Source organism: Fimbriimonadaceae bacterium (genome assembly GCA_019454125.1).
Classification (GTDB): Bacteria; Armatimonadota; Fimbriimonadia; order Fimbriimonadales; family Fimbriimonadaceae; genus JALHNM01.
In genome coordinates, this window is record CP075365.1 from 1,700,677 (window position 1) to 1,715,760 (window position 15,084).

The window sequence follows — 15,084 nt, forward strand, 5'->3', positions numbered from 1 at the left end:
CGGAAAGAGAACGAGGAGACGAATCGATGAAAGCGATCAAAGCGACCGACCTGCGCAGCAAGACTGTGCCGGAGCTTGAGGAAATGTTGAGGGCCGAGCGGGCCGCCATATTCAAGGCGCGGCGCGACCTCGTGTTCCGGCAGACGACCGACGTCGCGAGCTTGAAGACGCGACGGCACAACATCGCTCGAATCCTCACTCTCATCAATGAGAAGAAACGAGGCGGAGAAGCGTGAGCAAGGAAGTCCAACCGGATAGCGGCGAAAGGAACTCGCGAAAGGTAAGAAGGGGCGTCGTGGCCTCCAACAAGATGACCAAGACTGTGGTCGTCCGGTTGGAGAGGACAGGCGAGCACCCCCTCTATGGCAAGACAGTGCGCGATAGCCAGCGGGTGAAGGCGCACGACGAATTCGGTTGCGACGTCGGCGACACGGTCGAGATCATGGAGACTCGGCCCTTGAGCCGGGACAAGCGCTGGAGAGTGTCGAGGATTATCGAAAAGGTGAAGTGACGCCCCTCGGCCAAACGGCCAGGGACGACCACGGACAGTTTTCAAGGAGCGAATTATGGTTCAGCAGTTTACGAGGCTAAGAGTCGCCGACAACAGCGGCGCGCGGGAGGTCATGTGCATCCGCGTGCTTAAAGGGTCGCAGCCAAAATACGGCGGGGTCGGCGACGTCATCGTAGCCAGCGTTAAGAGCGCGACGCCGAACATGCCCGTCAAAAAGGGCGATGTCATCAAGGCCGTCGTCGTTCGGACGAAGAAACCGATCCGTCGACAGGACGGTTCGACCCTGCGGTTCGACGACAACGCCTGCGTCGTGATCAACCCCGCGAACAACGAACCCCGCGGCACGCGAATCTTCGGCCCCGTGGCCCGCGAACTGCGCGACGTGAACTTCATGAAGATCGTCTCGCTTGCACCGGAGGTGCTGTAAGAATGCCGACTAAAGCCGAATTGAAAGCGAAAGGGAAAAAGGTCAAACTCAAGGTCAGGACGGGCGACAAAGTCGTCATCATTGCCGGAAAGGACAAGGGCCAGGTCGGCTTCGTCGCCGCCATCTCCCCGGAGAAACTGAAGGCCATCGTGCTGCAGGAGAACGAAGAGAACCCCGAGCAGCCGAACCCCCTCAACGCCGCCACCAAGCACTTTAAGGCCAAGTACCAGGGCCAGAAATCAGCCCGGATCCGCATTCCGGTGCCGATCCATATCAGCAACCTGATGGTGATCGACCCCGCCACCAACGAGCCGAGCCGGATCGGCCGCCGCACGGAGGAAGGGAAGATCGTCCGCTATGCGAAGAAGAGCGGTAAGACCATCGTCGACACGCCGAACATGAGCCAACGCGACTAACGGAGACCACAATGGCGAGGAAAGATAAGGAACAGAAAGTGAGCGGGCCGCAGGGGCCCTTGCCTCCGGCACGGTTGCGAAAGGTCTACCGTGAGCAGGTCGTGCCCAAGCTCATGGAGCAGTTTAAGTATAGCACCGTGATGCAGGTGCCGCGCCTCGTCAAGGTCACCGTCAACATGGGGACCGGCTCCGAGGAGAAGGAGCTCGACAACTCGTTGCGCGACATGCAGGTCATCACGGGCCAAAAGCCGGTGCCCACCATCGCGCGAAAGTCGATCTCGAACTTCAAGCTCCGCGAGGGCATGAAGATCGGGTGCCGGGTCACGCTCCGCGGCGACCGCATGTACTACTTCTTCGACAAGCTGTGCACCGTCGCCCTCCCGAGGATCCGCGACTTCCAGGGCCTTTCTCCGAAGTCGTTCGACGGCCGTGGCAACTATTCGCTCGGATTAAAGGAGCAGCTCGTCTTCCCGGAGATCGACTACGATTCGTTCGACAAGATCCGAGGGATGGACATCACCGTCGTCACCACCGCCAGGACGGACGAAGAAGGCCGTGCCCTGCTGAAGATGCTGGGCATGCCGCTTCGCGAGAAGTAAGGCGACTGGCGGGACTTCCCGCCTCCACCGAGGCCGCTCGCCCTCCCCTATGGGAGGGCTTCTGTGCTAAAATTCTCGGTTATAGTCAGATCGGAGCCACGAGGCTGGCCGAGTGGCGAGCCTCGTTTTTCGTGGCAGGTCGATGGGAACGATGGATATCCTACAGGAACTGAAGCAGATCGCGACAGAGCGAGAGATCCCGGTCGAGGAACTCAAATATGAACTCGAGCAGGCTCTAGCGGTCGCTTACAAGCGCTTCCGAAACTCTTCGGGAGAAGCTGTCGTTCGCCTCGACCCTTCCAAGAAATCGGGCGCCGTGGTGGAAAAGGAGGTCGTCGGCGAGGTCCTCGACCCCGCTGTCCAAATCGGCCTGGAATCCGCAAAGCGCTACAACCCAAACACCCAGATCGGGGACTTTGTCGACATCGAAATCGACACCAACACCTTCGGTCGCATCGCCGCGCAGACCTTCAAGCAGGTCTTGACCCAGAAGCTGCGCGAAGCGGAGCTGAGGCGAGTCCACGAGCAGTTCAGCGAAGAATTGGGCGAGGTCGTCAACGGCCTCGTCACCCGCCGCGAAGAGGGCAGCGTGATGATCCAGGTCGGCCGCCACGAAGTCGAACTGCCAAAGCGGGAACAGGTCGGGACAGACGACTATCGGCCCAACGAGCGCATCAAGGTCTACGTCCTGAAGATCGACGACACGTACCGGGGGTTCCGGGTGATCGTCAGTCGTTCGCACCCGAACCTGCTGAGGAAGCTGGTCGAACTCGAGGTGCCGGAGATCGCCGAAGGCCTCGTCGAGATCAAGAGTGTGGCGCGCGAACCAGGTCAACGGGCCAAGATCGCCGTCCTCTCGCACGATGAGCGCATCGACGCGGTCGGCTCCTGCGTCGGCCAGCGGGGTAGCCGGATCCAATCGATCATGGACGAGCTTCGGCCTGAGAAGATCGACGTCGTTCCGTGGAGCGAAGACCCGCGCCAGTTCATCATCAATGCGCTGAGCCCAGCGAAGGTCAACACCTTGCGCTTGAACGAAGAGGAGCGGAGCGCGTACGTCATCGTGCCGGACACGCAACTTTCGCTGGCGATCGGCCGGGGCGGGCAGAACGTGCGGTTGGCGGCACGTCTTACAGAATGGAAGATCGATATTCGAAGCGAGGGCCAGGCAGCCCAGGAAGCGAAGGAGCAGCTGGGGACGAAGACAGAGGCGGCGGAAGCCTGAGAGCACCGGTCCGCACCTGCGTCGTTTGCCGGGCCAAGCGGCCCCAATCCAGCTTGGTGCGGGTGCGCCAGGGCTGGGACGGCTTGGCCGTCGGGCTGGCCCAGGGCCGCGGGCGCAGCGCCTACTGTTGCTTCGCGGCGGAATGTCGCCGGCAACTCGGTGAAAAGGGGCGGCTCGAACGCGCTCTTCGAAGACAAATCCCGGGCGCAGAGAAAGCGAGAGTCTTGACAGAGGTTACGAATTGGCAGAATTAAAGGAAGCAGGTATGAGCATCGCGATCCAGGAGTTTGCAAAGAAGCACGGTCTGACTGAAAAGCAGGTCACCGGCGCGCTGGACGAACTCGGCATCGCACACGGCAACGGCACTTTTGAAGCCGATGCGGACGAAGTCGAGCTCATTCTGGAGCAGGCTAAGACGCTCGAAGGAGAGGCCGACGGCAACACCCTCATCCTGCCTCCAAACCGCACCCCGCGCGACCTCGCCGTCGCCATGGGCAAACCGGACAAGGACGTTCTGAAGACGCTCATGACGAAGGTGAAGGTCATGGCGACCCTGACCACGGCGCTCCAGCCTGCCGTCGCCGAGCGCCTGGCGAAGGAATACGGCTTTAACGTCCGGTGGGAAGAGCCAAAGCCGGAGCCGAAGAAAGGCGCTAAGCCGACGAAGCCCGGCGCGAAGACGGGCGAGGCCGTCCTGCGCCCGCCGGTGGTCACGATCCTGGGCCACGTCGACCACGGCAAGACGTCGTTGCTGGACTACATCCGCAAGACCAACGTCGTCGCCAAAGAGCACGGCGGGATTACCCAGCACATCGGCGCTTACCAGGTCAGGCTGCCAGAAGGACTGATCACCTTCTTGGATACCCCGGGCCACGCGGCTTTCACCGCGATGCGCGCCAGAGGAGCCCAGGTGACGGACATCGCGATCCTCGTGGTGGCCGCGGACGACGGCATCATGCCGCAGACGATCGAGGCGATCAGCCACGTGAAGAACGCGGACGTGCCGATCATCGTCGCGGTCAACAAAGTCGACAAGCCGGAGGCCAACCCCGACCGCGTCCTGCAACAGCTCACCCAGTACGAACTCATCCCGGAGAGCTTTGGCGGTGAAGTCATCACCGTGCCCGTCTCGGCGGTTACGGGACAAGGGGTCCCCGAGCTTCTTGAAATGATCCTGCTCCAAGCCGAGGTGATGGAGCTCAAGGCCAATCCTCGCGGCGACCTGGAAGGGGTCGTTATCGAAGCGAAGCTCGACAAGGGGCGCGGCCCAGTCGCTACGGTGCTCATCGAGGAAGGCACGCTCAAGATCGGTGACGTCGTGACCGTCGGCAACACCTGGGGCAAGATCAAGGCGATGAACGACTGGAAGGGGGAGCGCCTCAAGGAAGCGGGCCCCTCCACTCCGGTCGAGATCCTCGGCCTCTCCGAGGTGCCCCATGCCGGTGACCGGCTCGATAGCGCGAAGGACGAGAGGGCGGGCCGGGACATGAGCGAGACCCGGCTGCTGGACGTCCGCAACAAGGCGATGACCACCGGCAAGCGGAAAGTCAGCCTCAAGGACATCCGCAAGTTGGGCGAAGAAGACGACATCAAGGACCTGAACCTGATCGTGAAGGCCGACGTCCAAGGCTCGGTCGAAGCGGTCAAGGGCTTGCTGGACAAGATTGAGAACGAGGAGGTGAACGTCAGCGTCATCCATACCGGGGTCGGTAGCGTCACCGAGTCCGATATCCTCCTCGCCAGCGCGGCCAACGCGATCGTGGTCGGTTTCAACGTCAAGCCGGAAGGGCAGGCGAAAGCCGAGGCCGAGCGGCAGAAGGTCGAAATCCGGACCTACAACATCATCTATGAGCTGATCGAGGACATCGAGAACGCCGTCAAGGGCATGCTCGAGCCCAAGTTCGAGGAGCAGTACATGGGCACGATTGAAATCCGGGTGGCGTTCAAGCTCTCGAAGGCGGGCAAGGTCGCCGGCTCCCACTGCACTGACGGCAAGGTCACGCGCAACGCGAGCGTGCGGGTGCGCCGAGCGAACGAGGTCGTATACCAGGGCAAGCTCGCTTCTTTGCGCAACGTCAAGGAAGACGTGCGCGAGATCATTGCGGGGCAGGACTGCGGCATGAAGTTCGACGGCTGGGAAGACTTCAAGGAAGGCGACGTCGTCGAAGCCTACGAGCTCGTGCAAGTGAACTAGGCGGGCTCGCCCGGGAGGAGAGGATTGGCCACGCCTGGGTTTCGGATCGGAAATGTCCGCGTCGACCCTCCCCTGGTGCTTGCCCCCATGGAGGACGTCACGGCCCTCCCCATGCGCCTCATCGCAAAGCGGGTCGCGGCGCCCGGGCTGATGTTCAGCGAGTTCGTCAGCGCCATGGCCATCCATTACGGCGCGAAGAAGACGCTGAAGAAACTTCGCGTCCATGAGGAGGAACGGCCCCTCGGAATCCAAATCTTCGGCGCGGAACCCGACGTGATGGCCGAGACGGCCCGGCTCTGCGAGGAGGCGGGGGCGGACCTCATCGACATCAACATGGGTTGTTGGGTGCCGAAGGTGTGCCGGACAGGCTCCGGCGCCGCGCTCCTCAAGGATCCCGACGCGGCCGAAGCCATCGTCCGCGCCGTCGTCCGAGCGGTCGCCGTTCCCGTGACCGTAAAGGTGCGCGCAGGCTGGGATTATTCGCTCTTCGCCGCGCCCGAGCTTGCCAAGCGGTTTGTGGGCGTGGGCGCCCAGATGATCACGCTCCACGCGCGTTTCGCGAAGCAGGGCTTCGAGGGCGAGGCGGACTGGAGCCTGGTGCGCGAACTGCGGAAGGCGGTCGAGGTGCCGCTGCTGGGCAACGGCGATGTCAAGACGGCCGATGACGCCCGACGGATGGTCGAAGAGACCGGGTGCGACGGGGTCATGGTCGGCCGGGCCGCCATTAGCAACCCGTGGCGGCTCCGCTCGATCCGTTGCGGCCTGACCGGCGAGCCCGCGCCCCCCGAGCCGGGCCTCTCGGAACGAGTCGCGACAGCGCTGGACCACGCCAAACTGATGGTCCAGTACGAGCATGAAGCCGACGAACAGACCAGCGCGAAGACCAGCGAGGCGGACGTGGAGCTTCGCGCGATCCGCGCCCTGCGCGGCCAACTCCCCCTCTACATCAAAGGCGCACCTGGGGCGAGCGATGTCCGTGGTCGCCTCAGTACGGTCTCGAGTGTCGCCGAGCTTGAGGACATCCTAACCGGCTTCTTGCAGAGAGCGTCGGCCGCCTCCGCCGTTTAGAAGGGCAAGAGGCATGCTGGAATACACCGCGTACACCCTCTTCCACCTCGTGCTCAGCCCGGTGCTCGCCCTGCGGGGCCTCGCGCGCGCGCGGCGTCGCGGCTACGGGCGCTTGATGCGGGAGCGGCTCTTTGGGGGCGGGAAACCGCCTCACAAGGCGGACTGGACCGCGGTCTACGCGGGCTACATGGGGGAAGCCCGTCTTGGCGAGCGGATCGCCAGAGAATTGGCCGCGGAGCTAGGTCTCGACACCGTGCTCCTGGTTGCGACCGACGAGGCGGCAAAGACCAGGGACGGGGTGCTCGTACGAGGCGCCCCGTTTAACAGCCCTTTCTCAGTCCTCCTCTTCCTGGCGCGCTGGGGGCCTAGAGAGCTCATAGCGGTCGGCTCGGTGGACGCTTGGCACGTGAAGGCGCTGGCCCGGCTTACGGGGACTTCGGTCTTCGTGGTCGATGGGGACCTGACGGGCGAGGAGGCCGCGCGGCAAAGCGGCCGTTTCGGCCACAGGCACCAGTTCGCCCTGCCGAACGGCTACACGGTCTCCAGCGCCGCGGGCAAGGACCTCTTGGCGAGCCTCGGGGCGGATCCCGCCACGATCTTGGTCGAGACGCCGCTGAGCCTCAACGTCAGCCCGCCTAAGGCGGCCTTGCCGTGGCACGCCGTTCTCGGTAGCGACGCGGGAGATCTTGTCATCGTGGCGGGGTGCACCCACCCGGAGGACGAGGGTCCCGTGCTCACGGCCTTCGAAGCAGTCCGCCAGGTCATTCCAGATGCGCGGTTGATTCTCGCCCCTCGGCGGGTCGAACGCGCACCCGAGGTCGCGGCTAAGGTGAAAGCCGCGGCGATCCCGTGCGTCCTGCGCACGGAAGGCATATCCGCTCCGCCCGGTGCGGTCTTGGTGCTGGACACCATCGGTGAGCTACGCGACGCCTACTCAGGCGCCACAGTGGCCTTCATAGGCGGCACGTTCGGCGCATCCCGAGGGGGGCACTCGCCCAGCGAGGCAGTCGCCTGGGGAGTCCCCCTCACCCTGGGCTGCCACTTCGAACAGCACCGGTCCGCCTACGAGTTCCTTCGGGAAGCGGGTACCGCTACCTTCTGCCCTGACGCGGAGCACCTCGCTAATGCCTGGAAAGAGGCCTATGAAAACCCTGCCGTGAAAGAACGGGCCGAAGCACTAGCCCGGCGGCTGGCTGAAGAGGGGGAAGGCCAGATTGCCCGCCTTTACCGCAAGCTGACCGGTTTACGTCCCTCTGGGGCCAAGGCTCGGCCTTCGGGCCAGTAGAATCGTCTCTGGACACCAACGATGCTGTTCCGCACCTTGATCCTGCGCGCCTCAGCCCTGCCGTTCGTCAAGGCGTTCATGACTCGGTCGCCGCTGGTCCGGCCGGTCGTCCGAAGGTTCATCGCGGGCGAGACGGTCGAGCAAGCCATCCAAGTTGGCGACGGGCTCGCGGCCTCGTGCTTTAACGTGTCCTTGGACCTGCTCGGCGAGAACGTGGCGTCCGTCACGGAGGCGGAGCGGGAGCGCGACGCCTATGTGGACCTCGTCCGCCGCATCGGGCAAAGCCCGCACGTCGAGAAGATCAACGTTTCGATCAAGCTGACCGCGCTGGGCCTCGACCAAGGAGATGAGATCGCCGAGAAACACTATCGCGAGATCGTCGCCGAGGCGGCGAAGTTCGGCATGTTCGTCCGTGCAGACATGGAAGCGAGCGCCTATACCGAGCGGACGGTGGCCATGGTGGCGCGGGTCTTCGCCGACCTCAAGAACACGGGGACGGTTCTGCAAAGCATGCTGCACCGCACCCTGGACGACGCCCGCACGATGATCGCCCTCGGCGCGCGTGTCCGCATCGTCAAGGGCGCCTACCTAGAGCCGGCCACGGTCGCCTATCAGGACAAGGCCACAGTCGACGCGAAGTACGTCGAGGTGGCGAAGATGCTGCTTTCGGAGGGCAACTACCCGGCTATCGCGACCCACGACGAGCGGATCATTGGCGAGCTCAAGGCGTTCGTGCGAGAGAAGGGGATCGACCCTGCGAAGTTCGAGTGGCAAATGCTCTACGGCATCCGGCGCGACCTGCAGGACCGCCTTAGGGAAGAGGGTTACAACGTCCGGGTCTATGTCCCGTTCGGCTCGGCTTGGTACCCCTACTTTTCGCGCAGGCTGGCCGAGCGCCCTGCAAACCTGGCCTTCATCGCGAAGAGCCTGGTCCGCCGCTAGGGGCGGTAACGGACAAGGAAGAGCTGGCTGCCCTCGTAGACGACCTCGCCGTAAGGTCGCAAGTCGGCCAGCGGTAGCGTCTCTCCCGCGAACTTCTGGTTCTCGAACGCGACCGGGTTTGGGGCGACGATGAAGTCCGGTTTGATCTCGCGAAGGATCGCCTTGCGGTCGGCGTCGGAGGTCGTCGAAAGAAAGAGGAGGGTGGCGAGCGTGCGGCGGCGGCCGTAGTCGGGCGTCTCGCTCCAGTGCCCAGCGAATGTGTAGGCGCCGGTCATGCCCGAGATGATCGAGTTGAGATCGGCGAGGATCGGCGTGTCAAAGTCGGCGGGGCCCACGGGGTTGGGAATGCCAGGCATTGCGACCACCACCTTGCGGCCCGGGGCGCGGTCGATCTCCTCCAGGACCCGCACCGCGTCCTGTGAGTAGTAGACCGAATGAACGGTCGTGCTGCTCACGTCCTTGCGGATGAAGACGATCTCGCGCTGGAACCACAGGATCGAGACCGCGCAGGTCATCACTAGCGCAAGGGCGGCGACCAGGTTGCGGGTGGAGCGGTCGCGGTGGGTGAGGATTTGGGGCAGGCTGAGGGAGGCCAAGATCGCCCACGGGACGACCAGCCCCATCGAGAGCTTGCGCTCAAAGAGGGCGGGGAAGTAAATGGCGACGAGGCCCAGGATTGCCCAAGACCAAATGAGGTTCCAGCCCGCGTCGGCTTTGGCCAGAAGAGCCAGCAACCCGAGCGCCACGATAAACACCGCGATCCACGGCCCCAAAGTCAGGAAGTAGCCCTGGCCGGGGTCGTGGGGGCGGGCGAGGACGTAGAGCGCCAGTAAGAGCCCGCTGAGGCCGAGCGTCGCGAAGGGCTTCCGCTCCCCCCCGCACTTATAGAGCGCCACCAGGGCTAGGAAGACCGGGGGCAGGATGCCAAACAGGACTTGCTGGAAATTCGCCGAATAGGTCGGCGTGGCCGCCCTCATTTGAAAGACAGGGTCGTGTTGCAGGACGTAAAGGAACCAGAGGGCGGAAGGCAGCGCCCCGAGTCCGATCACCAGGACGCGCCCCACCCAGGGCCAGGTCGCCTGCTTCGAGACCAGCTGGGTCACGAGGAAGCCGACGAGCACGATCGCGATGAGGAGCACATCGTAGCTGTGGATGTTCATCAGCACGCCATAGGCGAGGGCTCCGCCCAGCACGCCTTTCCAGGAATCGCGGGCGGAAAGGACGGCGTTGAAGACCGTGACCATCAGGCAAAGGCTCGCCATGAAGAGCCCGTTCGTGAGCGCGGAAGGGAACACGAACGCCTCCGGTTGCCAAACGTCGATCGGAGCACGGCCCGAGACCAGCGTCGCCACCGTCCTCGACCCGTTGACCGCCGCCTGGCCGAACCGCTCCCAGAAGAGAAACCCGAGGCCGCCGCCAAAGCTCGCGAAAATGAGGCCGAACTTCGCTTCGAAGACCCGCATGTTCAGTCGGATCAAAAGCCGCGACAGCAGGTACACAAACCCGAACGTGAAGACGGCCCGGGAAATCGCCATCGCCGCGGGAATGCCGACCAGCTTCGCGACCAATCCCAGCGCGAAGAAGTAAACGTGCACGGTCAACCCCGGTTGCGGGTCGATGGCAAACCGATTGTCCATGAGGAACCGGCCCTCCATGGCCTGGCGCATCCATGCGGCATAGACCATGTGGTCGTCCAGGTTCGTCTGGATTCCGAAATAAAGCGAGCCCGTAGGCGCGCTCAGCCAACCGATCAGGGCCGGCAACAGGGCCAGGAACGTGACGGCTAGGCCGAGGCGGACGGCAAACCGGGTGATCTCCTCGATCCGGTCTTCTTGTTCTGCGCTGACGTCACGATCCACCGGGCGCGGATTCTACTTGGGGATGGGCCGGTTCATGCTGCGATAGATGTCTTCGATGAGCTTCTTGTTCTCGAGTGCGTGCTTGTTCTTCGGGTCGACGGTCAAGACCTCTCGGTAAAGCCGCAGGGCCTTGGGATACTTGTCCTTCGGCGTCAGAGACTTCGCGACCAGGACGGCGTCGCCATAGTCGTTCGTGGCGGAGACGTAGGCTTTCCGGGCGGCGGCGTCGTCCTTTCGCTTCCCGTAGGCCGCTTTGGCCGCCGTGTACTTTTTGTCGAGCGCTTCGAGCTTCTTCTTATCGGCCTGGATGCTGGCTGCTTGGGCGTTCGGCTGCGGCTGCTGGCCGAAAGCAGGCACGGCGAGCAGCACGAGGGCCAGGAGCGGGAAAACGCGTTTCATCGTGCCATTCTATCCCCTTCTGCCCGACGCCTTTCCCGCAAGGAAGTGCGCGTCCAGGTGCGCGACCGCTCGGTCAGCTCGCCGGCGACTTTTACCGCCGCCTCTCGGGAGAAGCCTTCCTCGTAGAGCGCCGCCTGGAGCAAGCGCCGATCCTCCCAAGGGAGCGACTGCAGGATGCGCTGCTCCGAAGTGCCGGGCGGCACCCCCAAGAGCTTCCGCGCCTCGTCCAAAGTGTTCTGCCCGAGGACGCGTACGGCCAAGTCCTGCTTCTTGGAAAGGCGCATCGTCTCGGAGACGGCGTCGATCATGTCGCGGCTGCCACGTTGGTGGGTGGTCTCAGGGTCTGGCCGGCCAAAGCGCGCGCCGAGGCTGAAGACGACCACGCCTAGCAGCAGGATCAATTGCCATTGGGCGGCGACTGCCCACGAGCCGAGCGCTCCCAGAAAGCCTTCGCGGTCGATGTTCCCGAAGGAAGCCTCAGTGAAGACGACGCGCCCACCAGGGCGGCCCACCCGGGAAACGAGGTCCGCGATGTACTCGGCATTGTCCTCTCGCCCAAGAAACCTGTTGGTGGCCGCGATGCCGTTTTCCACCTGGATTGCCACGCCCGTGCCCTCGAGGTAGCCGCTGGCCAGGGGTTCGCCCGCGGTCCAAAGGACGTAGGGTTCGGACTCGCCGACTTCTAGCGAAGACGTGCCTTCGACCTCGACGGTCGACAGCGCCCTGGGTTCGGGATCGTTGAGGAGGGCGGCTTCCACCGTCCGGGCCTTGGTGGAGGCGTCCGCAAAGTCGCCTGGCAGGACGAGATGGATCACGGAGCCGCCCTCCGAAAGGAAGGCGTGCAAGTTCTTGTTGAACGGCGGTTCCTGAAAGGGAATCGGTTCTTGGTCGAAGATGCCGAGGAGCTTCTGCGGGATCGTGACCGCGATCGCCACGTCCTGCGGACGGAGGCGGGGACGCTCGCGCCGGTCGATCACGACGTCGTAGCCTTGCTGCCGGAGAAGCTCGGCCAAGCCGGCGAGGCCGCTGGGGCCGCTGTTCGTGGCGCTTGGGTTCGTCCTCCGCTCCTGCCGGGCCACGCTCAGCACGAAGTACGACGCGGCCAGCAGTCCGACCAAGACCAAGGCGACGCGCAGGTAGGAGTTGCCCCTCATCGCGGTGCCACCTCCTTCGTGGCGTCCTTCAAGAAGACGTAGAACTCCCGCATCCGGTCAAGGTCCGGCTGCCCCTCCAGCATGTTGCCGTACCAGACTTCCTCAAAGTGCCGGGTCGGCGGGAGGAAGTCGATCGACTCCGGTTTGAGGGCGCTGTCGTGGATCCGGCGAAGGTGCTCCCGGTTGGTCTCGGTGCGGATGAAGCGGGCGATGCCCGCCTCGTCGATCCGCATCAAGCAGGCGAGGTAAAGGCAGCGAACGGCGTCGCGGTAGCGGCCCTCCGCCTCTAGCTGCCCGGCCCGAAGCAGCCATTCGTCGGAAGAGCGGTCGGGCTCGTCTTCGTCCAGGACGCCGCCGCCCCGTACCTTGCGTTGCCACTGCCACCGAAAGGCCCGCACGAACAAGAACACGAGGAGGCCGAACCCGACCGCGACCAATCCCCAGATAAGGGGCGCGAGGCCGGGGAAGGCAAACCCAGGCACGCCGGCCGCGGCGGTTGGACGGAAACGTCCCAACAACTCCCTCAGCCAAGCGGTGAGCCGGTCCCCCGCATTGGTCGCAAGGGAGCGGTTCTCGGCGATCCCGGGATCCTTGTAACGGGGCGAAGAGAGGATATCTTTCGCGGTCTGCCCCGCCTTGTCGTTGGGCGACTTTCGGGCGGAAAGCCGCTCGCGGAGCTCGATCTGGTTGGCGAGGTTCTCCCGGTTAAGCGGCACGTCGGAATCGCTCGAGAGGGCGATCTCAATCTCTTCCGCGACGTTGAGGTCTTCGGCGATCTCCTTCGGCAGGGAGTTTGCCACCCGGGCGAGTTCTTCGCCCGTTTTCGTCGCGCGGACCTTGCTCGCCCAGTCGGTGTGCTGGGCGAAGGCGAGCGCGGCCAGGAGGCTAACGGCCGCGAGCGCCTTGCTTCGCAAGGATGTCCTCCGTCAAGAGCCGAATGTCGTAGGCTTCGAGCCTGACCCGACGGTCGAAGTAGAGAAGCGTCACGACGCTCGTCCAGATGGGGGTCAGGAACCAGAGCGTGACGTAAGTCGGCAGCGCCTGGACGACGCCGGAGAGCAGCTCGCCCAGGCCGAACGGGCTGAACGTCCGCTCGATCAAGCTCTGGAGCCCGAACGCGCCCAGAATGAACTCCATCGAGCCCCCAAGGCCGAAGCCGACCAAGAGCAGCACGGTGATCGCGCCGACCACCGGCCCATAAGCGTTGGACTGGCCGCGGGCGGTCCGCATCAGCTTCCTTGCCCGTCGGAGCGAAGCCAGCGGCTTGGCCGATTCGAGCAGGCACACGACGGGTGCCACGGCGAAGACGCAAAGGCCGACCGGGATGAGGATCCATGCGACGGTCGCGAGGCTCAGCCAACTCAGGGCGGTCACCGCGTCGGTCGCGACATTGTGCGCGCCTGTCCGCTCCGCATAGGCGCCGGCTAAGATGCCGATCCCAGAAAGGACGGCGACCCCGCAAGAGGCGGCGATGACCAGCAGGATCGTCTGGGCCGTCCGCAAGGCGGCCCCACCGCCGACTGGCGGAGGATCTGTCAGGTCTCCTCGCACGAGCGGCGCAAGCTTCGAAACGGTGGCCGCCATCGAACTGCCCAGTCCGAGGGCGAGGAGGGGAAGGGCTACGCCAAGCGCGGTGCCCATCGTGACCATGATCTCGGTCGCCTCGATTCGGAGGTCGCCCCCGGCCCGGGTCGTGAAGAGCCCGTTCAGGACGAACGTGTTGTAGAACGTCAAGCCGGCCAGGCAGAGGATCATGGGCACGGCCGTCGCCTTGAGCACGGGGCGCGCGACCTTTTGATAAAGGCTCAGGGCCGTGTCCACCAACTCGGTCGCGGCGTAGGCGCGGACGAGGGAGCGCCGCTCAAGCGCACCCATCCTTTTCGCGTACGATTCGAGCGGCGTCGCCCGCGCCATTTCGCAACTATACGCGGTTTAGGGCCGGACGGTCACTGGCCCGACCGCCCTCGGCATAGGGCCGATAGCCGGCTTCGGCCGGGGGACTTTCGACGCAAGCCGGGAATCGTTGGCGGGCTGGAGCGTCTTGGCCCCATAGAGGAACCGCGCAGGATGACCGCACTATTCGCCGCAATTGCCACCGCCGCCTTGGGGCAAAGCAGCCCGACGATCGAGTCCTACATCAACACAAACTTCAAGGACGTCTCCTTCGTCGCCCAAGTCCAGAACGCCAAGCAAGCCGAGTTGCGCAAGATCAACAAGGACTTTGCCGATTCCTATCGGTTCAAATCCAGCCAGGTTTGGATGAAGGAGCCGCTGATGCTACGCATGGAAGGGAAGGTCGAGGACACCTCGATCTTCTTCATCGTGAACGGCACGAAGCGCCTCGTGCGGGTGCCGCGGGCTAACATCAACCAGAAGGAAGACCTCAGCCGGAGCCCGGGCAAGCGGCAGACCCCGCTTGACTTCGGCCTGCTCACCCCCTCGCTCTTCAAGGACTTCTTCCAGTCGAAGTTCGTCCGGTCGGAGACTCGCGGGGATTTCGCAGGCTGCCAGGTGTTCGACCTCACCTACATCCCGCGACTCGACGACACCAGCCGCCACCGGGTCTGGGTGGACTCGCAGATGAAGTTTGTGCGTAAGCGCGAGTGGTACAGCCAAAACGGCGGCAAGCTTCTCGCCATCTTCACGTACGACAAGCCGCAGCAAGTCAGCGGGGTCTACGTCCCCACCCGCGTGACGGTCATGAACTCAGAAGGCAAGGTCGGCGGCTCGACGACCTATGGCAGTTTGAAGGTCAATACCGGCCTCCCGAACTCCCTGTTCGAAATCAAGTAAGGGCATGGCCGGGGTGGTGTCTTCTGCACCCCGGTTCCTGCGGAACCTTCACGCCGCATAGCAGTGCGTGGCCGGGGTGGTGTCCTTAGGCACTCTGGCCACGCAGCCGGCATTTACCCGGTCTCCCCGACGGTTCCCCGAGGGTTCCCCCCGGGTTCCCCACGGCACCGGTGCCGTGGGGAACCCTCGGGGAACCCGGGGGGAGTGCGGGG

At 64.1% G+C, this 15,084-nt stretch carries 17 protein-coding genes; 12 read left to right on the plus strand and 5 right to left on the minus strand.

Annotated elements, in window-relative coordinates; genetic code table 11:
• The first annotated feature begins 26 nt into the window (after nucleotides 1–26).
• From rpmC to KF733_08470, 11 genes are all read left to right on the plus strand, one after another.
• Complete coding sequence (gene rpmC, locus KF733_08420) at nucleotides 27–236, plus strand: 50S ribosomal protein L29 (protein ID QYK55026.1); 210 nt, start codon at nucleotides 27–29, stop codon at nucleotides 234–236.
• A complete protein-coding gene (gene rpsQ, locus KF733_08425) occupies nucleotides 233–511 on the plus strand; it encodes a 30S ribosomal protein S17 (protein QYK55027.1) in 279 nt (92 codons plus the stop codon). Before rpmC ends, rpsQ begins: the two co-directional genes overlap by 4 nt.
• 55 nt (nucleotides 512–566) lie before the next feature.
• A complete protein-coding gene (rplN, locus tag KF733_08430) occupies nucleotides 567–938 on the plus strand; it encodes a 50S ribosomal protein L14 (GenBank protein ID QYK55028.1) in 372 nt (123 codons plus the stop codon).
• A gap of 2 nt (nucleotides 939–940) precedes the next feature.
• On the plus strand, nucleotides 941–1,354 hold the full coding sequence (rplX, locus tag KF733_08435) for a 50S ribosomal protein L24 (GenBank protein ID QYK55029.1): 414 nt from the start codon (nucleotides 941–943) through the stop codon (nucleotides 1,352–1,354).
• An 11-nt stretch (nucleotides 1,355–1,365) separates the two neighbouring features.
• Nucleotides 1,366–1,953 carry a 50S ribosomal protein L5 gene (gene rplE / locus KF733_08440; GenBank protein QYK55030.1) on the plus strand — a complete coding sequence of 196 codons (588 nt, stop codon included), beginning with the start codon at nucleotides 1,366–1,368 and terminating at the stop codon, nucleotides 1,951–1,953.
• Between the two features lie 112 nt (nucleotides 1,954–2,065).
• A complete protein-coding gene (nusA, locus tag KF733_08445; GenBank protein ID QYK55031.1) occupies nucleotides 2,066–3,178 on the plus strand; it encodes a transcription termination/antitermination protein NusA in 1,113 nt (370 codons plus the stop codon).
• A complete protein-coding gene (locus KF733_08450) occupies nucleotides 3,091–3,432 on the plus strand; it encodes a DUF448 domain-containing protein (GenBank protein QYK55032.1) in 342 nt (113 codons plus the stop codon). Before nusA ends, KF733_08450 begins: the two co-directional genes overlap by 88 nt.
• An 11-nt stretch (nucleotides 3,433–3,443) precedes the next feature.
• Nucleotides 3,444–5,372, plus strand: coding sequence for a translation initiation factor IF-2 (gene infB / locus KF733_08455; GenBank protein QYK55033.1), 1,929 nt, complete (start codon nucleotides 3,444–3,446; stop codon nucleotides 5,370–5,372).
• Nucleotides 5,373–5,447: 75 nt separating this feature from the next.
• The gene (dusB, locus tag KF733_08460; protein QYK55034.1) at nucleotides 5,448–6,440 is read left to right on the plus strand and encodes a tRNA dihydrouridine synthase DusB; all 993 of its coding nucleotides are present in this window, start codon (nucleotides 5,448–5,450) and stop codon (nucleotides 6,438–6,440) included.
• Between the two features lie 13 nt (nucleotides 6,441–6,453).
• The gene (locus KF733_08465) at nucleotides 6,454–7,725 is read left to right on the plus strand and encodes a hypothetical protein (GenBank protein QYK55035.1); all 1,272 of its coding nucleotides are present in this window, start codon (nucleotides 6,454–6,456) and stop codon (nucleotides 7,723–7,725) included.
• A 21-nt stretch (nucleotides 7,726–7,746) separates the two neighbouring features.
• Complete coding sequence (locus KF733_08470) at nucleotides 7,747–8,667, plus strand: proline dehydrogenase family protein (GenBank protein QYK55036.1); 921 nt, start codon at nucleotides 7,747–7,749, stop codon at nucleotides 8,665–8,667.
• Here the strand turns inward: KF733_08470 and KF733_08475 are convergent.
• From KF733_08475 to KF733_08495, 5 genes are read right to left on the minus strand one after another with little or no spacing between them, the layout of a single operon-like run.
• A complete protein-coding gene (locus KF733_08475; GenBank protein QYK55037.1) occupies nucleotides 8,664–10,526 on the minus strand; it encodes a hypothetical protein in 1,863 nt (620 codons plus the stop codon). The genes KF733_08470 and KF733_08475 overlap by 4 nt on opposite strands.
• A 12-nt stretch (nucleotides 10,527–10,538) precedes the next feature.
• On the minus strand, nucleotides 10,539–10,925 hold the full coding sequence (locus tag KF733_08480) for a hypothetical protein (GenBank protein ID QYK55038.1): 387 nt from the start codon (nucleotides 10,923–10,925) through the stop codon (nucleotides 10,539–10,541).
• Nucleotides 10,922–12,079, minus strand: a complete 1,158-nt coding sequence (locus KF733_08485; protein QYK55039.1) for a hypothetical protein — start codon at nucleotides 12,077–12,079, stop codon at nucleotides 10,922–10,924. Before KF733_08485 ends, KF733_08480 begins: the two co-directional genes overlap by 4 nt.
• A complete protein-coding gene (locus KF733_08490; GenBank protein QYK55040.1) occupies nucleotides 12,076–12,993 on the minus strand; it encodes a hypothetical protein in 918 nt (305 codons plus the stop codon). Before KF733_08490 ends, KF733_08485 begins: the two co-directional genes overlap by 4 nt.
• On the minus strand, nucleotides 12,965–13,993 hold the full coding sequence (locus KF733_08495; GenBank protein QYK55041.1) for a hypothetical protein: 1,029 nt from the start codon (nucleotides 13,991–13,993) through the stop codon (nucleotides 12,965–12,967). Before KF733_08495 ends, KF733_08490 begins: the two co-directional genes overlap by 29 nt.
• A 153-nt stretch (nucleotides 13,994–14,146) precedes the next feature.
• Between KF733_08495 and KF733_08500 the strand changes: the two genes are divergently transcribed.
• A complete protein-coding gene (locus KF733_08500; protein ID QYK55042.1) occupies nucleotides 14,147–14,872 on the plus strand; it encodes an outer membrane lipoprotein-sorting protein in 726 nt (241 codons plus the stop codon).
• Nucleotides 14,873–15,084 lie beyond the last annotated feature (212 nt).